Source organism: bacterium, from assembly GCA_035281585.1.
In the GTDB taxonomy this organism is placed as follows: Bacteria; UBA10199; UBA10199; order DSSB01; family DSSB01; genus DATEDP01.
Genome location: DATEDP010000139.1, coordinates 38709 through 59297, shown reverse-complemented (window position 1 = coordinate 59297; position 20589 = coordinate 38709). Strand labels below are relative to the sequence as shown.

Genomic DNA, 20589 nt, shown 5'->3' with positions numbered 1-20589 from the left:
TCTCTCCGAAGACACGAAGGGACTTAGAACTTTCAAAAAATCTTGGTAGGTCGCAGATCCTTCGCTTCGCTCAGGATGACAAAGGCGCGTTCTTCAGCCAAACCGCCGACCAACCCAGCCGATTGCACTTCCGGACGATTTCCATCCCCCGATAAGCTCGCAATAGCTCGCGAACGTCCTTATAGAGTAGGCCGGTCAGGATCAAGTCGCCCTGGACGGCGAGCAGCCGGCGAAACTCCGATTTCAACTCCAAGATCACGTTCAGTCCGATATTGGAAACGATCACCGGGAAATTCGCCTTCAAGCCGTCCAGCGACAGGAGTAGCCGAATCCCCGAAAGCCGATTGCGTTTGAAGTTTTCCTTGGCGGTGACCAGGGCCTCGGGATCGTTGTCGACCGCAACGACCTTGGCGGCGCCGAGCTTCTTGGCCGTCATCGCCAGGATGCCGGTCCCGCAGCCGACGTCGAGCACCGAGGGCCGACGTCGCGACGCCATCGCCTCGCTCAAAAGCTCGGCGGCCAGCCGGGTGGTGGTGTGGGTGCCGGTCCCAAAGGCCAGCCCGGCTTCGATGTACAAAGTGTTCGCTTCCAATCGGCGCGGAGTCTTTCCGCGAGGATCGACTTCGAGGCCCGCCGATAAGGCCGAAGCTGGAATGAGCTGGAAAGGCTTCAAGTAGCGTTGATATTTCCGGCTCCAATCGCCGCGCAGAACTTTTTCGACCTTGGCTTCGTGAAAGAGCCGACGTCCGAGGCCGGTTTCCAGCGCTCTCAAACCGCTAAGCAGCTGCTTGGCGCTCAGGCCCGGCGGCAAGGCGGCGCTCAGGCCGACTCGGCCCGGTCCCGGGACCCGCTGACTGGAAGTCAGGCCGCATTGATAGAGCAGGCCCAAGGCCAAGTCGAAATCGCCCCGGGAAACCTTGGCTTTGAACAGGAGATGGCTCTTTTTTCGGCGCGGTTGCATCGGCGGCCCTTTCATTATAAGACCGGGCGGCTTTCTTATATTATAAAGGTATTCCTTTGGAAAAATTTTTCCGGTGCTGGGTTCGGTGGCTGCTGAAATACTACGGGGTTGTGATCCTCCTGGTCCTGGCGCTGTCGGCCTTGAGCTTTCCGCGGATGATCCGGCTCTTCAAGACCATCAGCACCGATCCCATCGACCTGCTGCCGCGCAATTATCCCAGCGTCCAAACCTTGCTTCAGCTTCGCGACAAGCTCGAACCCAAGAAGCGCTTTGCCGTCGTCTTCGAATCGGACAATCCCGAGCAAACTCAGAAGCTGATCCAGGATCTCAAGCTGGTTCTCGAAAAGAATCCCTACGTCGGTCAGGCCCTCATCACCAAAGTCGGCTACGAATACTTCGACAAGCACAAGCTGCTGTTCTTGGAGCTGGACGACCTCAAAGACATCCGCCACCGGATCGACCGCAAGATCCAGCGGGAAAAGCTCGGCCCGCTCTACATCAGCTTTGACGAGGAGGAAGACGCCAACCTCGATTTCGAGGACATGGAGGCGAAGTACCGCAAACGGTACGGCGGGGAGGCCGTCGACAACAAGTATTACGTCAGCCCCAATGGCCGGCTTTACGCGATCTACGTGGAGTCGAAGCAGCCCAACCTGACGATGGCCGAGGAAAGGAACTTCCAGGACGAAGTTCAAAAAGTCGTCCAAGGCTTCGACATCAAGGCCTACGATCCCTCGATGAAGATGTATTTCAGCGGCTCGACCCGGGTCATGGAATACCGGGCCTTGATTCACGATCTCAAGATCGCGGGCATTATTTCCGGCGCCTTGATTTTTTTGCCGCTGCTGCTTCGTTTTCGGAAGCCGCAATACGTTTTTTTGATCTTCCTGCCCTTGGCCGTCGGCATTCCGATGGGTTTGGCCCTGTCCTCGCTCTGGGTTGCCAAGCTCAACGTCACGACCTCGTTTCTATTCGCCATCTTGGGTGGCTTGGGGGTCGAAACCGGCATCCATGTCTTTTCCCGCTATTACGAAGAGCGCCACGGCGGGGTGCCGCTCGAAACCACTCTGACCGAAATCTACCTTTCATTGGGCCCGGCGGTCCTCACCGCGGTGGCCTCGCTGGCGGTCACTTTCTTGCTGATGATCTTCAGCGACTTCAAGGGATTCAGCGAGTTCGGCCTCATCTCGGGGCTGGGCCTCATCGTGCTTTTTTTGCTCTATTTCACTTTCTTTCCCGCGCTTCTCGTCCTGGGCGAAAAGATCCGGCTGCTTCATTTCGGCGGCACGATCCGGGAGTTCGAGGGCCGCTTTTCCTTCAGCTCCGGCTTCGTCCGGCCGATGCTGGTCCTTTTCAGCTTGATCACGGTCTTTTCGATCCTGGCCACGCCATATTTGAAGTTCGAGTACGACACCAAGAAGATCCGGGCCGACGACCCGTCGACCCGGCTCGACAAGATCCGCCAGCGGGCGACCAGCGGCGAGCGGCTCAACAATCCGGCGGCGGTGATCATCCACAACCGCGCCGAAGCCGAGGCCATCAAGGCCGCGGTCGAGAAGATCCGGGATTCCAATCCCGACACCACCGTCCAGGGCACCAATTCAATCTATTCCTTGGTCCCCGGCCAGCAAGAAGAAAAGATGGCCGTGTTGAAAGACATCCAGAAGATGCTGGAGGACGACACCATCAAGCTGGTGCCCGACGACAAGCGGGCCGACCTCGACCGCTTTCGGAAAGCGGTAACCGACACGACCATGGTGAAGGAGGGCGAGGCGCCGCCCGAGGTGACCGAGCGCTTCATCGGCGATCCCGCGATTCCCGGCAGCGTGATGATGATCCTGGCCAAGCCCCGCATCGAGCTCGACGACGGCCGGAAAGCCATCGCCTTCGCCGCCGAGATTTCCAAGCTCGAGACGCCCAAGGGGACTTTCCAAGCCAGCAGCGACGCCATCGTCTTCGCCGACGTCCTGACGACGATGATCCGGGATTCCGAAAAGGTCCTGGTCATCTCGGTGCTGAGCGTATCCTTCTTCGTCTTCCTCAATTTCCGCAATGTCCGGAAGACTCTGCTGGTGATGTTCTCGATATTGGCCGGCGTTTTCTGGGTGATGGGGGTGATGTTCCTTGCCGGCGTGAAGCTCAACCTCTACAACATGGTCATGATTCCGGCGGTAATGGGGATGAGCATCGATAACAGCATCCACATCTATCATCGCTATGAAGAGCTCGGGGCCGGCTCCTTGCCCAAGGTTTTGACCACCACCGGGGTTTCGGCCTTGCTGGCTTCGATGACCAATGCCGCCGGTTTCTTCGGGTTGGTTTTCTGCACCCATGGCGGGCTGCGCTCGATGGGGCAGGTGGCGGCGATCGGCCTCGGAACTTGCCTGATCACGACCTTGCTCTACCTGCCGATGATCTTGAAATTTTTCGAGGACCGCAAACTGCGCCGGCAGGCGGCCTGATTATTCGAATACCACCGTCTTGTTGTTGTAGGTGAGGATCCGCCGTTGGATGTGCATCCGCACCGCGTAAGCCAGGGCCAATTTCTCTTGATCGCGGCCCTTGCGGACCAAGTCCTCGACCCGGTCGCGGTGGGTGACCCGGGCGACGCTCTGCTCGATGATCGGCCCGTTGTCCAATTCGGCCGTGACGTAGTGGCTGGTGGCGCCGATCAGCTTGACGCCGCGCGAATAGGCCTGATGATAGGGTTTCCCGCCGATGAAGGCCGGCAAAAAAGAGTGATGAATGTTGATGATCGCGTTGGGGTAGGCCGCGACGAAGCTCGGGCTCAAGACCTGCATGTAGCGGGCTAGGACCACCAAATCGATCCGGTGATCGCGCAGCAGCTGGAGCTGCTTCTTTTCGGCTTCGGCTTTGGTCGCTTCGGTGACCGGAACCACTTCGAAAGGGATGCCGAAATGACCGGCGACCTCCTTGAGATCGGCATGGTTGCTTAAGATCAGCGGAATGTCGACGTCGATCTCGCCAAGCTCCCGGCGGACCAGCAAATCGTACAGACAATGGCGGTATTTCGAGACCAGGATCGCCATTCGGCAGCGCTCGTCGCGAAAATGAAGCGAATGCTCCATGTTGAAGCGGGCGGCGAGCTTGTCGAGCTCTTGCTGAAGCTGGGTCCGGTCGAGGTTAAAGCCGCCCATTTCCCACTCCAGCCTCATCAGGAAGGTGCCGGTCTCGACGTCGGTGTGCTGGTCGGAGTCGACGATGTTGCCGTTGTGCTTGTAAACGAATTCGGAAACCGCCGAGACCAGTCCCGGCTTGTCCGGCGAAACAATGAGTAGAATCGCGTTATCGGCGTTGGCCACCAAAAGGCTCCTCGATTCGGAAGAACCCCAAGCTTATCATCGAGATCATCGTTGACAAGACATTTCCTTTTCATCAATATCGTTCTTTACCCGTTTTCCGCTGAGGCGAGGAATTATGAACAAAAAAGACCTGAAGAAATTTAAGGATATCTTGCTGGAGCGGCGCAAGGCGATCACTCAGCTCAACGAATCTCTCAGCGAGCAATCGGTGGTCTTCGATCCCAACGACCTTCCCGACGAGGTCGATCTCGCCAGCAGCGAAACCGATCAAGCCATCAACCTCAAGCTCCGCGACCGCGAACGCATCCTTCTCCGCAAGATCGACAAGGCCCTCAAAAAGATCGAAGAGGGCGAGTATGGAGTCTGCGAATCTTGCGGCGAGGACATCGGCGTCAAGCGCCTCGAAGCCCGGCCGGTCACCGACCTATGCATCCGTTGCAAAGAAGAGGAAGAGCGGCGCGAGAAGGCCTACGCCGAGGAATAAAGCTTTCCCGGCTTCTCTCTCCTTTATTCATTCTAATTTTCATTTGTTTTGCCGGTTCAGCCCTCGCCGCGGCCGCTTATCCCTTGACTCATGCCGAGGATTGGGACCGCCACCTGGGAAAGCGCGTCATCCTGATTGGAACCACCCAAAATCAAAAGTTGGGAGCGGCCCTTTCGATCGATCACCGGACGGTCTACGTGAAAGGAATGGATTCTTGGCCACCGGAGTTCTCGAATCGGATGGTGCGGGTGATCGGCATCCTCCGGCAATACGATCTTCCGGTTGCCGGCCAAAAGGACGGGGCCTGGAGCGCGGGGGTCGCCGAGCCTGCCAAGGCTTATCTCATGGATAAAGCGAAGTACGACACCGAGGGCTGCCCGCCGCCGGAATAGAGAGGAACGGGGCTGAAGCCCCTTGCTACAGCTCTTTAGCTTCCTCGGCCGCGGCCAAGGCGGCCAGGCGGGCGCTGACCGTCGCCATGCGGACCAAATTTTCTTTTTCGGCGCAGTTGAGGAAGGCTCCCTCGTGGGGCTCGCTGAGCTTGTGCATGCAAAGGCAGGCGAACTCCATCCCTCGGGCGTTGAGCGAGGTGAAGGCGTCGCGCTGGGCGTTCATCCGGAAGAATCCGCCGACCATCTGAAACCCAACCATATAGATCACCGGCTCGATCGGGTACTCGCTGTAGAAGTCGGCGGTGGGAATCCCTTCCTGGACCAAAAAGGAATCCGATTTTTTGCCGCCTTTGGCGCTGAGCAGCTTGTTCCGGTCGCGGCGGTTCATGTTTCGGATCTCATCGCTCTGCATGACCTCCATCAGGCCCATGCCGTAGGTCCCGGCCTCGTTCTTGACGAAGGCATAGGGCGACTCCTCCACGCCGTAGGACCGATAACGGTCGCCGACCCTTGACAGGACCCGGTCGACCGCGTCGGCCAGCCGGCCGACGTCGGAGGCATTGGCCAGATCGACATTGGTCACCGACTCGAAATCGCATTGCAGGAGCCAAGGGTCGAGGTCGACGACTCGGGCGAACTCCTCGGTCAGGCCGGCGAGCAGCTCGAAATGGCGGCTCTTACGGCGCCGGTGCCAGCCAAGCTGGGGCGAGGGCGAGACCCGACCGGCGACCGACTCGATCTCGGCCGGCACGCCCTTGGAAAAATCGTTGTTCGAGAGGATCCAATCGCCGGCCAGCTCCCCGGCCCAAGGCCGGCCTTCCTTGACCTGGAGCCGGTATAAAACCAAGGGCGCCCCGTCGCCCAAGTCGACCTCGACCTGGGGCTCGCCCAAATCCTGGCCGAGATAGGCCAAGCCGACCTTGAGCCCGCTCTCTTCGAGCAGACGGCTCAGGCGCCGGACGTTCTCGAGGTAGAAGCGATTTCGGGTGTGCTCCTCGACCAGCAGAATCAGGCTTTTCACCTCGGGCAGCTGCTCTTCGAAATAAGACCGGAGGGCGCGGCCGGTGATCCTCGAATAGGAATTGCAGAGATTGTTGAAGCCGGCCGGGAAAAGATTGGTGTCGACCACGCCGATCTTGCGGCCCGAATTCCGAATGTCGCAGCTCAAATAGGGAAGGGGCTTCAAGCCCTGGGCCCGTTGGGCGAAGAATTCCTCGATCCGTTGGCGATTTTTGAGAAAGTGTTCCGAAATCTGGTGCAGCACAACTAGCCTTCCACAATCTTGAGCGTCTTCAGGTAGATTTCCCGGACCTTGCGCCGATAATCGCCGAAGATCCCGACTAAGTTTTCCTTGTCGGGCAGGGACAATTTCCCCGCCAATTCCTCGAGCCGCTCGTGCTCGAGATCCAGATAGCCTTCTTTTAAATCGAACTCGGCTTCAAGCACAATCTCCAAGGTCCGGTAGAAGACGTAGGCCTCCTTGAGGGTTCGAATCTCAACTTTCGACAAAATCCCGCGCTGGTCAAAACGGTCCAAGGCTTCCAGGGTGTTGGGCGTGACGAGATTTTCGAAGATCTTCCCCAGCTTCATCTGGAGATATTGGACGGTGAACTCGATATCGACGACTCCGCCCATCCCTTTTTTGAAATGCCAACGCCGCGGGCCTTCCTTGGCCAGCTCCTTCTCGATGCGCATCCGCAAATGGTGGATTTCCAAGGCCAGGCTTTCGGGAAAGGGCTTCAGGAAGATCAGGCGGCGGAACAGGCCTCGGAAATCTTCGCCGAAATTTCCACCGGCTTGGATCAGCCGGGCCTTGAGCAGGGCCTGCCTTTCCCAATGGGCGGCGTGCTCATGATAATAAGAGATCCAGGAGTCGAGCGCGGTGACCAAAGCGCCGGCATTGCCCGAAGGCCGGAGCTCGGTGTCGATTTTGTAGGCCGAGCCTTCGCGGGTCGTGAGAGTGAGGTAGCTGATCAGGCGTTGGACCAATTTGGCGAAATATTCCCGGTTGCTGATCGGCTTGCGGCCCTGGGTCTCGCCGTTTCGGCTGTAGATGAAAATCAAGTCGAGATCGCTGTAGAAATGAAGCTCGCCACCGCCGAGCTTTCCCATGCCGACGACCGCGAGGTGGCTGGCGGCATAGTTGCCGTCATTGTCCTTGCAGCGCGGCAAGCCGTAAACGTGGGAGAGCTCCTCCCGGGCCAGCTCGAGGGTGCCGATCAGGATGGCGTCGGCCAAGTCGGTGAGATGGGCCATCACCGGCTCGAGTCCGAGCTGGCCGGCCAAAAGCTCGGCTTCCCATTCTCGGACTTGGCGCTTCTTGAAGCGGCGCAGCTCCAAGAGCTTGGCTTCGAGGTCGCCTTGCTCGGCCAGGGCCTTTTTCAGCTCGCGATAGTGCCCCTCGACTCGCGCGTTCATGGTTTCTCCTCGAAACGGTTGGAGAGCAAAGCCTCGAAGCGGCTCTGGACCCTTTGGCGCCGCAATTCCAAATCCTTCAACATTCGCTCGGCGGCCGAATCGGGTTGGGGATCATCATAGCCCATCCGCCGGGCCAAGGCCCGCAATTCCTCGGTGTCCTGGGGAAGCTCATGAGTTTGCTGCTCCTCAACGAGCTGAAGACGGTGCTCCATCGTCCGCAGGAAGACGTAGGCTTCGGAGAGCTCGGCCTCTTCTTGGGGCTCGATCAGCCCGGCCCGGCCCAGCCGCTTCATCGCTTCCAAGGTATTGGCGATTTGGAGCGATGGGTCGCGGCCGCCGAAGAGAAGCTGGAGGGCTTGAACGAAGAACTCGACCTCGCGGATTCCGCCGTCGCCGAGTTTGAGGTTGAAGCCGCGCTGGGGCCGGGCGCGCACGGCTTGGACGATTTTCTCCTTCATCGATTTCATGTCCTTGAGGAAGGAGAAGTCGCTGAGCTTGGGATAAACGAAAGGGTGGATGCGGCGGAGAAACTCGGCGATGAGCCCGGCGTCGCCGGCCGCCCGCGAAGCTCGGATCATCGCCTGCTTTTCCCAAGGCGCGCCGAAGCTCTCATAATACTCTTCCATCGCGTCGAGGCTGTTGGTCAGGGCGCCGGCCTTTCCCTCGGGCCGCAGCTCGAGATCGACCCGGTAGAGGAAGCCCTCGGCGTTCTTCCGCTGGAGAAAGGCGCTGAGCCGCTCGGACAGCTTGGTGAAATACTCGTGGGCGCCGAGCTCGCCCCGGCCGCTCGAGCCCTCGTCGCTGCCGTAGAAATAGATCAGGTCGACGTCGCTGCTGAAATTGAGCTCGTCGCCGCCGAGCTTGCCCATGGCCAGGGCCGCGAAGGGGATCTCGGCGGCGCCCTTGCGCAGCCGGGGCACCCCGAATTCGGCGTGGAGGCTCCGGTTCTGCCAATCGAGGGCCGCTTGAAGGACGGCCCGGGCCAAGCCGCTGAACTCGCCGGCGATCTCGTTGAAAGGCTTGCCCAGGCCTAGGTCGCGCAGGCTGATGCGAAAGAGGTGGCGATACTTGAATTCGAGCAAGGCCGAAACCAAGGCCGCCTCGGAAAGGCCCGGTCCCGAGGCCTGGAGATGATGAAGCTCGGCTAGATAGTCTTCATCGCGCCAGGGCCTGCCCAGCTCGCCGTCCAGGACCGTCGCGGCCCGCTCCGGATAGCGCCGGGCCCAGCGGGCTAAAAAGTCGCTGTTGCCCAAGACCGAAAGCAAGGCCCGCGATCTGGCCGGATCTTGGGACGAGGCGGCATGGCCCAAGCACGGCTCGGCGACCTCCAAGGCCCTTTCGGGGCGGGCGGTCCGGCGTCCGAGCTCGGCGAGAGAGAGATCTTTCATTCGCGAAACGACCTTCCGTGGGGCACCGGGCAAAGCGGCACCGCTCGGTGAAAGCTACACTGGGCGCAGGCCGGACGCCAGCGGATCGAGCCGAGATCGGGTTTCGCCGCCCAGGAAGCGGTCAGCTTCTCCAGCTCCCGGACGTGGGCTTCGATCTGGGCCTCGCTGAATTGGAAATCATGCTTCTCGGCCCGGTTCAGGACGTGGATCTGGGCCCGCCGGATCGGCGACCGCAGCAGGCGCGAGGCGGCGAGGGCATAGGTTTTTAGCTGAAAGCCGTAAGCCGAGAGCAGCTCTTTGGGCGAGGTCGGCCGGTCGCTGTATTTAAAGTCGATCAGGTGCCAACCCTCGGAATCCCGGGAAAGACGGTCGATCTGGCCGCGAAGGTCGACGCCGCCGAGCCGAAGCACGAAGGGCAATTCACTGTAATCCTCGGCGGCGGCCGCGATGCCGCGATAGAGGTCGCTGTCTAAATATTTTCGCAGGCTCTCGGTCAGCCGAGTCCCGAGCTCGACATCGCCGGCCCAGGGTCCCGAGTCCAAGGCCAGAGCTATCGCCTCCTCGGGCCGGCGCTCCGGCGCCAGGTGGAGCAAGTTGAGGGCTTCGTGGAGCAGGGTGCCGATGGCGGTGGCCTCGATCGGAGGCCGAAGCTCGGCGGCTTCCTGGGGAACTTGGAGACGATAGGCCAAGTGGTGCTTCAGCGGACAAACTTGGAAGGTTTCGAGCTCGCTGACGGTAGCGGCGTTTGTCACCCCGAGCGCCGGCGAGGGACCCGCTGCGGAGTTGATAGTGAATTCTTTATGCCCGTAGTTTGGGTACTCGGGCCCTCCGGGCAATTCGCCGCGCCATTTCACCCAATCCTCGCCCAAGGACTGCCTCAAGAGCTGCTGCAAGGTGCCCTTGGTCCCAGGGCCGGGTTGAAGCACCACGAAAAGCCGGCGCTTGGCCCGAGTCAAGCCGACATAGAGCAGGCGTTTGTTCTCCTCGGCCTCTTCGCTTTTGTGGATCTCTTGAATGGCCAGGTAGCGCGGGCTCGGGCGGAGGCCTTTCTCCTCCCTCGGATCGGGCACCTTCAGGGCCGCCTGGCCGCCGAGCCGTTGCAGGAGGGGATAGTCGGGCTTCGGGGTTTTGTTCATCCCGACCATGAAGACGGTGTCGAATTCCAGGCCCTTGGCCTTGTGCAAGGTCAGCAGTTGGACGCTGCCTCGCGCGGCGATGAGGTCGCCCAAGGGAGTCTTGGTCGGCTGCAGCTCGGCGGTTTCACGCAGCCGCCGCGAAACTTCGGCCCAGGTCAAGGGCGCCTCGTCTTCCTCCAGCGTCTTGAGCCAATCGAGCCATTGCTCGATCGCCAGCCAGCGCTGCTCCTCGCCCGAGGCCAGGGCATAAAGCTCGCCCCAGCCACCGCGCCGGATCAGGCGCTCCAAGAGCCGGCTGGGGGATTGGCTGGCGGTCAGAGCCATCAAGCGGCCCAGCTCCTCGCGGCAGGCGAGGAATTTTTCAACTTCCTCGGGCCGGGCGCTGCGCAACCGGCTCAAAGTCTCCTCTTTCAATAGGTGCTCCCAAAAAGACTCCGCTTTGCTCCGATCCAAGCCGAGGAAGAAGAGGGCGGCGTCGGAGAGCAGGAAGAGGGGCGAGCGCAGGACGCCGACCAAGGATAGATCGTCCTTGGAGTTGCCCAAAAAATAAACCAAACGGTGGAGGTCGAAGATCTCCTGGCGCTCGAAGAGATTCTGGCCGCCGCGGATGCAATAAGGAATGCCGCGCTCTTGCAAAACCCGGATCAGCGCCTCGACGGCGCCGGAGGTGCGGTAGAGGACGGCGATCTCCTCGGCCGGCGTTTCTTTCAGGAGCTCGGCGATGGCGCCGCTGACCGCGGCCGCCTCGCGCTCGGCCTGCTCCTCGGCGCTCGATTTCTTCTCGCCGGCTTGAAGCTCGATGAGACGGGCGAAGGCGGCCGGGTCTGCCTGCCGGGTCGGCCGCGACGGCAAGTCCGCCGGGAAAGCGGCCGCCGAATAACGATTCACCAAGTCGAGCAGGACCGGCGCCGAGCGCCAATTCATCGCCGAATCGAAGCGCCTTCCACCGTCGCCCAGGATTTCCTCCTGGGTCCCGGCGATCAAATGACGGTCGACGTCGCGAAAGCGGTAAATCGACTGCTTGGGATCGCCGACCGCGAAGAGGCGCGGCCTCGAGCCGGGGCCTCGGGCCTGGCGAAGAGCTTGCAAGAGGCGTATCTGGACCGGCGAAGTATCCTGAAATTCGTCGACCAGGAAATGTTGCAGCGGCTTGAGGAATTTGCGCAGGGCCTCGTTCGGCCGGCTGAGCAGCTCCAAAGCCCGCCGCTCCATGTCGGAAAAGCTCATCCAACCGAGCTCGGCTTTGCGCCGGTCCAGCCCTTCGAGGAAAGGCCGGGCCAAGCTTTCCAGCGAGCGAAGCAGCCCGGCCTCGGCCGGCTCGGCTTCCGGCAGCTCCGCTGTCCGGCCCTCGGCATAGAACATCTCGACTCGGGCGAAGATCAATTCGCGGAGCTTGCCGATGCCGAAGGCCTTGAGCAACCGGAGGGCGTCGGGGTCCTCGGCCAGGAAGCGCTCCCGAAGGAAGGCTCTTAGCCGCTCGGCCCTGAGCATTTCCTCCAAGGCCTCGTCGACCACCTTGAAAGCCTTGCGTTGGCCGGCGGGCCGGGCGGCGTCGATCAACTGAAGGCAGAATTGGTGGATCGTTCCGATCGAGGCACCGAGGAGCTTGCGCCGCCATTCTTGGAGCAGCTCATCGGGCAGCTCGCAAAAAGCCGGATGGGAATCCAAACGCTTGAGGATCCTCTCCTTGAGCTCCTTGGCCGCCTTCTCAGTGAAGGTGAAGGCCGCCAGCTGGGCCGGATCCAGGCCCGACTCGAGCAGGGCGAAGTAATGCTCGACCAAGAGATAGGTCTTGCCGGCGCCGGCGTTGGCCACGACGATGGCGTCACGGTCCAGGGTGTGGACCGCGGCCTCGATGTCGATCGGCGCCGGCGCCTCAATTTCGCGGTTTGTTTCCATAGCGGCAAATCTCGAAATAATCGCAATACCCGCCCGAGCATTTTTCCGGATCCAGCGAATAATCGCCGCTCAAGGCCCGCTTCAGCAGCGAGCGGAGTCTCTCCTCGAGGCGGTGGCCGACCTTCTCGTACTCTTCGTTCTTCATGATCGACTTGGAGGCGGCGAAATTGTTGCGGTGGGTGAAGTCGCGATAAAGCTCCCGGCGGACCATGCCCTGGTTCTTGCTGCGCTCTTTCAAATCCCAATAAAGACCGCCCAGGGCCTCGGCCCCGGTGAAGAGATGTTGGCGGACGGCCCGCAGATAAACCCAAAGCTGGAGACTGAGCCCCTCGCGGAGCTCGGCCGCCAAATCGGTGGAGCGCGAGGACTTGTAATCGATCAGGAGAAAGTGGCGGCCGTCCTCGCTCTGATCGATTCGGTCGATCTGACCGGTCAAGGGCAGGCTTCGGCCGTCCTCCAGCTCGACCTCCAGCGGCGGAACTCCGCCCCGGCCGAAGCCCCATTCGAGGTGGCGCGGAATCAGCCGTTGCTTGGCCTGGGTCCAGCACTCTTGCTCCTCGCTCAAAAGGAAGCGGGCGACTTCGCGCATCCTTTCCAGCTGATCCCGGAGCAGGACCGGCGGAATCGGCGAGGGCTGTTCCATCGTCTCGGCGGCCAAGGCGGTATAGACCCGCTCCAAGCTCGCTTCGACTTGGGCCAAGCTCGGCCGGGCCCCCTTTTCGAAATGCCCGCGGATCAGGTCGGCGAAGGCGGCCTCCAAAAGCCGGTGCTGGAGGCTGCCGCGGCGCCGCGGATCGATTTCGAGATCTTCCTCGGGTTCCCGCGCCAGCTTGAGATGGCGGCGGGCGAAAAAGCTCCAAGGGCACTTGGCGAGGTTGTCGAGATAAGTCGGGCTCAAGGGCTTGGCCCGCATCTGCTCCAGCAACAGGGCCTCCAAGCCCAGGCCGCTCAAATTGCCGGAATCGGCGCCGAGCGGCGGGCCGCGGCGGGCCGCCTCGCGGCGCAGGTTCTCCTCCCAAAAAGCCGATCGACTCCAGGGCCGCAAAGGCAGCTCGCTCTCGCTCCGTTGGGCCTCGGAGGGAATCAAGTGGTCCAGCCAGGGCGAAGGCGAGGCCGGGCGGCCATCCAGCGAAAATTCAGAATAGCTGAAGAGCAAGGAATCCCGGGCCGAGCGCAGGACCTGGTCGAAGCCCAGTTTTTCCTCCCAGCTGACCAAGGCAAAGGGCTTCTCCTCATCAAAGAAAGCCGCTTCGGTGCCGGCGGGGACCGCTCCCTCGCGGAGGCCGGCCAGCCATAGGCGGGAAGGCGAAGCCATCCCGGGACGATCGAGCCGGCGCCAAGGCAGCTGCTTGGCCGCCGCTGAAGTCAGGCGAAGCCCGAGCCACTCTTCGCGGATTTCTTCCAGCCATTGACTCGGCTCCCGTCTCTCCGGGTCGAGGCTTTGGGCGGCCGATTGCTCCTTCAGCTTTTGCAAAAAAGCCTCGAGGAGCCGCAGGCCCTCGGCGTCGCCGGAACGGGAAAGCCGCGATTGAAAATCCCTAAAAAGCTCTTCCTTGCCGGCCAGGAATTCCTCCAAGGAGGCTTCAGCCTCGGCCAAATCCCTTCCCATGGCCTCGAGCAATTCGGCGCAGAAGGCCGCGTGACTGCCATGGGGGCTCGGCGGACCCAGGCCAAGGCCGAGGAGAAAGCGGGCTTCGAGTTGCGGCCCCAGCTCGCCGGAGCCGGCGACCAGGAGCTGAAAATCTTCGTCCGGCTTCTGCTCCAGCAGATGGCCGGCCTCGTGGACGACGGTGGGAAAGACCCGCAAGCTTCGCGCGGGCGCCGGCGAGGCCGGCCACTCCTCGAAACCTTCGGCCCATTCCTCGAGCCAATCCCGCCAATTCAACCATCGGCCCTCCTCGCCGGCGAGCGGATCACGGGGCGGCAAGTAAAGGTGGAGGAGCAGGTCGGGAAAATTTTGGAGGAGGGCTTGGATCCCGCGGAGAAATGCCGGATCGGGAATCCGGAACCCCAGCAAAAAGATCTCGCGTGGCTCGGCGAGCTCGCGCCAGCTTCGAGTCGCCAGGGCCGACCAAAGCCGCCCCGCGGCCTCGTCGGCGGTCCAAGCTCCGAAGCGTTCGGCCAGGATTCGCTGCCAGGTCTGGGCCAAGCGGGCGCCGGGGTTGAAGGCCGGGCCCGGGCCGTGCTGGCGGAGGATTTGCTGAAGCTCCCGGATCAGGCGGCGCTGGGAGTCGAGGTCGAGCTTCCAATCGAGGCCGGCCTGGATCAGCGCCGCGCCCAGCGCCCGCCTCTGCAAAGCCGGGCTCGGCGCGGGGCGGACCGAAGGCAGCTCGCGGAGCAGGTTTTGAATCAGCGCCGGCCAGGTCAAAAGGCTCTTGCCGATGAGGACCTCGCCCAATCGCGGATCGGCGAGCAGGCTCCGCTCGAGGTCGAGGCGCGATTCCAGGTCCGGGACGACGATCCGAAAGCTGTCCCGGAGCTTGAAGTCGACGTGCCGGCGCAAGACCGCCTCCACCGCTTCGTCGCGGCAGGGGACGAGGGAAGCGGAATAGACCAGGCGCAGCGGCATGCTACCCCTCCCCAGCGGAGGGCGGAGAGATTTCGCGGGAGCCTTGGCGCGAGACCAGGGCCACGGTGTCGGCGAGAAGGCCGAAGAAGAAAAGCATCATCGACGCCAGCCAAAGCAAGACCGTGGTGTCACCGATATCGTGGTGGAAGATATCGTAAACCAGACAGGGAATGGCCACCGCCGCCAAGAAGGCGCTGGCCGGAATGAAAATCCGCAGGGGGGCGAAGAGGGCGATCATCCGCACGATCAGCAGCATGGTGCGGAAGAAATCGCGGATCGAGACCCGGCTCTTGCCGGTGGTCCGGTCCTTCAAGCGGATCGGCAGGTAGTTGACCAGATAGCCGCTGCGGATGGCGGCGAGCGTGATCGTCGTGGTCAAGGAAAAGCCGTTGGGCAGCAAATGGAGGAATTGGGCGGCCAAGTCGCGGCGGAGGGCCCGCAGGCCGCAGTTGAGGTCGGGGATCTGATAGCCGACCAAATAGTTGGCGACCTTGTAGAGAAACCATTTCCCGGAACGGCGGCTGAGCGCGCCCGAGCCCTCGGGTCTTTGCCCGACCGCCATGTCGGCTTCGCCAAGGGCCTCGACCAGCTTGCCGATGTCCTCGGGATAGAATTGGTCATCGGCATCGAAAAAAACGACGGTCTCGTGCTTGGCGTGCCGGATTCCGGTTTTCAGCGCACCGCCGTAGCCGAGGTTGTGGCGATGGCGAATGACGTGGGCGCCGGCAGCGCTCGCGAGCTCGGCGGTGCGGTCGGTCGAGGCGTCGTCCACGACCAAGATCTCGTCGCCGGGCCGGGCTCGGCGGACCTGCTCGATGACCGAGGCGATGGCGGCTTCTTCGTTGTAGGCCGGAATGATGATGCTGGACGGCGAGGGCATTTTAAAATTCCTAGCATTTCCGAGGCCCAGGGCCAACGGGATTCTCGGCTTTCCTCCATCTCATTCTTGACTAAAGGGCGGGGGGACCTCTACAAGTCCGCGAATGATGGGCCGAAGGTCGACGATCCTCTTCCTTTCAAGCAGCTTGCTGGCGCTGGCCTTCGTGGCCCGAGCCGACGCGCCGGGCCCAAGCTCCGAAGCTCCCAGCTTGGCGGTGGAAAGCGCTCCCGAATCGCGGCCCACCGGGCCTTATGGCGAAATCCTTTTTTTCCCCGAGGACAGCCAGCGGCCGGTCGATGAACGCCATCGGGTCACCGCCGGTCAGAAAATCGACCTCTGCATCCGGCTCAGCGCCAACGCCTCGGCTTTTCTCGATCAACTGCAGGAAAATGCCATCGGCTTTCAGCTTCTGATGGAAGACTCGGCCGTCCCTCCGCATCGAATGACCATCGTCGTCGGGAACCGGCTTTTCCGGCTCAAGCCCGACGGTCAAGCCTGCTTCGGCGGTGATTGGAGTATCCCGGCGACCACCGCGCCCGGAGTTTATCAAGTTTCCGACTTGTTTTGGGCCACCAGCTCCCAGAGCTATTATTCGTTACGCCGCTACCTCTTCGAATTCTCCCGGGTCGAGGAGCTCGAGGTGCAAAATCCCAAGGTCGATCAAGAGCCGCCCAAGCTCCTGGGTTTTCGCACCTACAAGAAAGCGCCCCAGCCCATGGCCTACGACGCCGGAGTCTTGAAGATCAAATTGGAGCAGGCCTTCGAGATCGTCGATGGCGGGAGCGGCATCGACCGCTCCTCGTTGCGCGTGACCTATCGGCTGGGAGTCGGAAACAACCGGAGCAGCCTCGAGGACGCCCGCTGCCGCCGGGTCCAACAGACTCAGCGCTATCGTTGTGTCCTCACTTTGGCGGCTCCCGACTTCTTTTGGAACGCCAACCCAATCCGCCTGAGCTTGGACAGCCTTTCGGTCCGGGACAAGGCCGGCAATCGGCTGTGGTTGCAGGGCGAGGAGGCCTTCAAAGCCATCTCGCCGGAGTCCGAGCAGAGCTTCGAATTTCATCGCAAGAAGAAGTGGAAGGATCGGCACGACCGCGATTTGCAGCGCGAGCCTCCGCTGCCGGCCCGAGGCCTCGGCTCCGAGCCCGCTTTACCCGAAACTCTGCCTCAATCGGGTTGACGGAACCCCTAAAAATCACTAGAGCAATTCCCCGCCGCTTTTGGCGGCCCACGGCCAGGTAGCCAAGTGGTAAGGCAGAGGTCTGCAAAACCTCCATCGCGGGTTCGATTCCCACCCTGGCCTTAATGAAAATAAAAAATTCCCCTTTCTCTAACCGATGGGGGTTGAAGGGGGAGAATGGAATTCTCCCCCTGAGCTTTAGCGAGACTCGGCTTTGCCGAGGCTCGCGAATAGCCCGGGTGGCGGAACTGGTAGACGCACAGGACTTAAAATCCTGAGGTCCGAAAGGGCCGTGCCGGTTCGATTCCGGCCCCGGGCACACTCACCCCACATGGCGACGTTTAAGTATTACGCATCAATGGGGGTTGAAGGGGGAGCAGGCTCCACCTGGGCTTTAGCTCGGCACGGCTTAGCCGGGCTGAGCGAATTATCCGAAAGGGCCGTGCCGGTTCGATTCCGGCCCCGGGCATTTTCCCAGCCATCGATATTAAGATTTTCCCCCTTTGAAAAAGGGGGATTAAGGGGGATTTAAAGCGGTCGCAGGAAGAAAAAACTGGAAATCGAACCCCATTTATTTTGCAAAGGCTTTCAAAATCCCCCCAGCCCCCCTTTTTCAAAGGGGGGTCCTCGAAATCACTCTGGAATTTGGCAGCAACTTTTCCATTGGCGGGCCGAGGCCTAGAGCCAAGTATTCGCAATTAAATCTTTTTTAGGCTCGGGACCCATGCCTGCTTCGATCGCCACTAGGAGCGGGGGCCAAGAACGGGAATTGGCCTCTCCTCACTTCACCGCATCCTTCCGTCGAGACTTTCTCGCACCTCTTTTGCCGAACACCACTCCGGCCGGCCGCCGCGAGCTCCAAAGTTTGGAAAGGGAAGGGGATCCCGAGCTCTTTTTCGAGGCCCTGCTATCCTTCGCCGGCCGTCAGGAGCGGGCCGACCGACTCGAGCTGGCGAGTCAAATTTACAGCGCCGTCGCCCAAGCCGACCACCCTTCGCTACCGGTCATCCATCAAGCTCGCGAACGCCGGGATGCCCTCCTCGGCCGGGGAACGATCGGCAACCAGGTCGATTCCTTGGCTCGCCGCTTCGCCCGTGAGGCTTTTCATCCTTCGTCCTTGGTCGGGATGGTCGGCGCCCAAGCCGTTTTCGGCGTCGCCCGCGCCGCTTTTTTATCCCGCTTGATCGCCCGGCCCAGCGCCGGCCTCCTCACCCGGGGTTTCGGGGCCCGAGCCCTGGCGACCGGCGGCGCTTTTGCGCTGGAGGTTCCCAGCTTCTCGGCTTTCACCCGCTTGGCCAACGCCGGTTTGGCGGAGCCCCAAGATTGGAGCGCCTCGGCCTTGGGCCGGGAGCTGGCTTCCGGTTTCCTCACCCTGGGCTCCATGAAGGCGCTGGGCCGACTTCCGCTGCACGACGTCGGTTTAGTAGGCGGCATCCTCTTGGGCCATCGATTGGAAGAATGGGCCGGTTTGCGCGATCCGCTGAGCGGAGCCAACCTTGGGCTCAGCTCCTTGGCAATGCTCTTGCAATTCAAAGTCGCCGGACGGCTGATCGGCAGCGCCCTGGGGCCGAAGTGGGAGAGCTTCAATCGCGAGCTCCACTGGCGCAGCAAGTCCCCGGGAGGAGGGGGGAGCTCGGAATATTTGGATTCTCGCCTTGTCACCGCCGGCGCGCCCTCGGAAATGCTCCGAGCCTCATCGTCGAAGCCGGCCTTGCCCTCAACCGACAGGTTATTCATGAGCGGCGAGGGCAATGGCACCTCGAAGGAGCCCGCCGCGCAACTGATTCCGTTTTGGCGCAAGTTCATCGAAAGCGTGGATCAAAAAGGCACGACCGCCGAGCTCAGGAAATTCAAGGACCTGATCCTCCAAACTTTCACCGCTCCAAATGGAGCGGCGCTCGGACCGAAGACGAGCATGCGGCTCAATTCCAAAGATCCGGAGGATTGGCACACCGGCTTGCGGGTCTTGGCTAGTATGTTGGAAAGTTACTCGACCTTGCCCTCTCCGAAAATGGCGCCTCGAGAGGTGGCGCTCTTCCTCGAGCAATGGCAGGCCGATCCCCGTTTCCTCAATTTCCAGCCGACTCCGCCACGCGCGCCTCGGCCGCGGGAAAAACTGATCCTTCCGCCACCGTCGTCTTCTCCGCTTCCGGCGAAACCCATCCAGGCTCCCAAAGCTCCGCCTTTGCCGGGCTCTGGCGGGCGGCCGCCCAAGCCTCCGGTGGCAGCCGGCGCGGGACCGGCTCCAGCGCGTATTCCGGCCCCCCCGCCCAAGCCGGCGAGCCCGGCGCTTCCGGTGCCGGCCAAGCCATCGGGTCCAATCACGGCGCCCGCTTCCCAACCGGCTCCGCAAACGCCGCCGCCGGCTTCCATTCCGCCCTCGGGCTCCCCAAGCACGCCCATCCCGCGAGTTTCTCAGTTCCCGACCTTCTTTCCGGAAGCTTTCGGTCCGAAGCCCAGCGAGAGCGCGGTGGAGTGGGCCCTACGCGTGGACCATCAAAGTCGCAATGGCGGCAATCCATTGCGAATCTTCGAAGAATTGACTCAACGCTTGAACCATCCCGAAAAAAGGGGCCCAACCTTGGAAATGATCCGGATCTTGCGGGCGGTGACCTTGAACCAATCCGGCAATCGGATCGACGTGCGATACCGCAGCGTTCCCGGCTTCGAAGACATCCTGACCCTTGTCGGCTTGCCGGCGAGCTATCTGGGCGAAGCCTGGCCTTGGTCTTTCGCCGAGACCTTGATGACCGGGCTTAAATCGGCCGGCCCGCTCTCGAGGGTTTTGGAGTTCAATGCCGGCTCGGCGGGATTCTCGGTCACGCTGGCTAAATTGGGCTTGGCGCAAGAGGTCGTGGCTTTGGATCCCGACCCCAATGCCGCCATCGTCGGAAACTTGAACCTGGCTCTGAATGGGATCCGCCAAAAGGTCCGTTTTCTGGAAGGCCAAACACTCGAGCCGCTGCCGGAGAAGTACAAGGCCGAAATGGTATTCGCCAGTTTTCCGAAGGGGCCGATCCTGGACTCGGTGGGGCTCAGCTTCATGAGCGGCCTCTTGGCCGAAACTCGATTCAAGCTTGCTCCCCAGGGAAAGATCCTCTTGAACGTGGCGGGCTACCCGGGCATCCAAAGCCTGAGCGCCCTGATCGAGCGCCGCGGATACCAGGCGGTGGTCAAGCAAACCGAATGGGTGCCGCAAAATCCGGGGATCGACCTGAATCGACTCGCTCGGTGGGAGGAGAGCATGCATAGCCGCTTGGAGTTCTTCCGAAGGGGCGAGCTCGGCGTTCCGATCTCCGCCAAAACGGCCTCGAAAACATCCGACGTCGGCTACCTACGCTACCTGATCGAAGCCACTCCGATCTCGGCCGCCAAAGAAACATCTCCTCATGGCGGGTGAGTGATGCTATGCCCCGGGCATGCCCCAGCCCTGCGGCGACATCTTATTGGATGAGAAGGCGATCGCCGCGGCCGTCGAGCGGCTTGCCGTCCAAATTCAAAGCGACTATGCCGGCCAATCCTTGGTGGTGATCGGCATCCTCAAGGGAGCCGCCATCTTCATGGCCGATCTGATCCGCCGCCTGAAGCTCCCGCTGCGGGTCGACTTTCTTCGCGTCTCCAGCTACGGCGCCGACGGGCGCTCCGGCGACCTCCGGCTCGAATTCGACCTCACCCAATCGGTGGCCGATTGCCACGTCCTGGTCCTGGAAGACGTGGTCGATACCGGCCAGACCCTTCGTTTCGTCCGGCCCCACCTGATGGGAAAAGGAGCCCTTTCGGTCAAGTTTTGCAGCTTACTTAAGAAAAAGACCTCGCCCGCGGACTTGCAGGTGGACTATGTCGGCTTCGAGGTCGGTGGCGACTACGTCGTGGGCTACGGCATGGATTTGGATGGCTTCTACCGGAACCTGCCCTGGATCGAACGCTGCGATCCGACAAAACCCTAGACAACTCAGGGG

The 20589-nt window shown here is 61.6% G+C and carries 14 protein-coding genes and 2 tRNA genes; 8 read left to right on the top strand and 8 right to left on the bottom strand.

What is annotated here, in order from left to right:
• Positions 1–70: 70 nt before the first annotated feature.
• A complete protein-coding gene (locus VJR29_12965; protein ID HKY64317.1) occupies positions 71–961 on the bottom strand; it encodes a 50S ribosomal protein L11 methyltransferase in 891 nt (296 codons plus the stop codon).
• Between the two features lie 56 nt (positions 962–1017).
• Here VJR29_12965 and VJR29_12960 point away from each other — a divergent pair, with 56 nt between their 5' ends.
• Positions 1018–3423 (top strand): MMPL family transporter, encoded by a 2406-nt coding sequence (locus VJR29_12960; protein HKY64316.1) that lies wholly within the window; start codon positions 1018–1020, stop codon positions 3421–3423.
• Here VJR29_12960 and purU read toward each other — a convergent pair whose 3' ends face one another.
• Entirely contained in the window at positions 3424–4284 is an 861-nt protein-coding gene (gene purU / locus VJR29_12955) for a formyltetrahydrofolate deformylase (protein HKY64315.1), read from the bottom strand.
• Positions 4285–4399: 115 nt separating this feature from the next.
• Here purU and dksA point away from each other — a divergent pair, with 115 nt between their 5' ends.
• The gene (dksA, locus tag VJR29_12950; GenBank protein HKY64314.1) at positions 4400–4768 is read left to right on the top strand and encodes an RNA polymerase-binding protein DksA; all 369 of its coding nucleotides are present in this window, start codon (positions 4400–4402) and stop codon (positions 4766–4768) included.
• Positions 4769–4851: 83 nt separating this feature from the next.
• The gene (locus VJR29_12945) at positions 4852–5160 is read left to right on the top strand and encodes a hypothetical protein (protein HKY64313.1); all 309 of its coding nucleotides are present in this window, start codon (positions 4852–4854) and stop codon (positions 5158–5160) included.
• A 25-nt stretch (positions 5161–5185) separates the two neighbouring features.
• Here VJR29_12945 and gshA read toward each other — a convergent pair whose 3' ends face one another.
• The 6 genes from gshA to VJR29_12915 are packed head-to-tail and all read right to left on the bottom strand — an operon-like array spanning position 5186 to position 15450.
• On the bottom strand, positions 5186–6424 hold the full coding sequence (gene gshA, locus VJR29_12940; GenBank protein ID HKY64312.1) for a glutamate--cysteine ligase: 1239 nt from the start codon (positions 6422–6424) through the stop codon (positions 5186–5188).
• Between the two features lie 2 nt (positions 6425–6426).
• Positions 6427–7578: a hypothetical protein gene (locus VJR29_12935; GenBank protein HKY64311.1), complete on the bottom strand. Its 1152-nt coding sequence runs from the start codon at positions 7576–7578 to the stop codon at positions 6427–6429.
• The gene (locus tag VJR29_12930) at positions 7575–8966 is read right to left on the bottom strand and encodes a hypothetical protein (protein ID HKY64310.1); all 1392 of its coding nucleotides are present in this window, start codon (positions 8964–8966) and stop codon (positions 7575–7577) included. Before VJR29_12930 ends, VJR29_12935 begins: the two co-directional genes overlap by 4 nt.
• A complete protein-coding gene (locus VJR29_12925) occupies positions 8963–12001 on the bottom strand; it encodes a UvrD-helicase domain-containing protein (protein ID HKY64309.1) in 3039 nt (1012 codons plus the stop codon). The genes VJR29_12930 and VJR29_12925 overlap by 4 nt, the downstream gene beginning before the upstream one ends.
• The gene (locus VJR29_12920) at positions 11979–14570 is read right to left on the bottom strand and encodes a PD-(D/E)XK nuclease family protein (GenBank protein HKY64308.1); all 2592 of its coding nucleotides are present in this window, start codon (positions 14568–14570) and stop codon (positions 11979–11981) included. The genes VJR29_12925 and VJR29_12920 overlap by 23 nt, the downstream gene beginning before the upstream one ends.
• 1 nt (position 14571) lies before the next feature.
• A complete protein-coding gene (locus tag VJR29_12915; GenBank protein ID HKY64307.1) occupies positions 14572–15450 on the bottom strand; it encodes a glycosyltransferase family 2 protein in 879 nt (292 codons plus the stop codon).
• Between the two features lie 103 nt (positions 15451–15553).
• On the opposite strand from VJR29_12915, the gene VJR29_12910 reads away from it, so the two are divergent.
• The 5 genes from VJR29_12910 to hpt all read left to right on the top strand — a co-directional run bounded on the left by VJR29_12910 (position 15554) and on the right by hpt (position 20577).
• Entirely contained in the window at positions 15554–16630 is a 1077-nt protein-coding gene (locus VJR29_12910) for a hypothetical protein (GenBank protein HKY64306.1), read from the top strand.
• Between the two features lie 52 nt (positions 16631–16682).
• Positions 16683–16753, top strand: a tRNA-Cys gene (locus tag VJR29_12905).
• A 110-nt stretch (positions 16754–16863) separates the two neighbouring features.
• A tRNA-Leu gene (locus tag VJR29_12900) sits at positions 16864–16949 on the top strand.
• A gap of 504 nt (positions 16950–17453) precedes the next feature.
• The gene (locus VJR29_12895) at positions 17454–20030 is read left to right on the top strand and encodes a hypothetical protein (protein HKY64305.1); all 2577 of its coding nucleotides are present in this window, start codon (positions 17454–17456) and stop codon (positions 20028–20030) included.
• A 19-nt stretch (positions 20031–20049) separates the two neighbouring features.
• Positions 20050–20577: a hypoxanthine phosphoribosyltransferase gene (gene hpt, locus VJR29_12890; GenBank protein ID HKY64304.1), complete on the top strand. Its 528-nt coding sequence runs from the start codon at positions 20050–20052 to the stop codon at positions 20575–20577.
• Positions 20578–20589: the final 12 nt, after the last annotated feature.

Coding starts and splice junctions, on each gene's coding strand:
- hpt (HKY64304.1), top strand. CDS start 20,050: ATGCCCCAGCCCTGCGGCGACATCTTATTGGATGAGAAGGCGATCGCC.
- VJR29_12935 (HKY64311.1), bottom strand. CDS start 7,578: ATGAACGCGCGAGTCGAGGGGCACTATCGCGAGCTGAAAAAGGCCCTG.
- VJR29_12925 (HKY64309.1), bottom strand. CDS start 12,001: ATGGAAACAAACCGCGAAATTGAGGCGCCGGCGCCGATCGACATCGAG.
- dksA (HKY64314.1), top strand. CDS start 4,400: ATGAACAAAAAAGACCTGAAGAAATTTAAGGATATCTTGCTGGAGCGG.
- VJR29_12915 (HKY64307.1), bottom strand. CDS start 15,450: ATGCCCTCGCCGTCCAGCATCATCATTCCGGCCTACAACGAAGAAGCC.
- VJR29_12930 (HKY64310.1), bottom strand. CDS start 8,966: ATGAAAGATCTCTCTCTCGCCGAGCTCGGACGCCGGACCGCCCGCCCC.
- VJR29_12965 (HKY64317.1), bottom strand. CDS start 961: ATGCAACCGCGCCGAAAAAAGAGCCATCTCCTGTTCAAAGCCAAGGTT.
- VJR29_12910 (HKY64306.1), top strand. CDS start 15,554: ATGATGGGCCGAAGGTCGACGATCCTCTTCCTTTCAAGCAGCTTGCTG.
- VJR29_12920 (HKY64308.1), bottom strand. CDS start 14,570: ATGCCGCTGCGCCTGGTCTATTCCGCTTCCCTCGTCCCCTGCCGCGAC.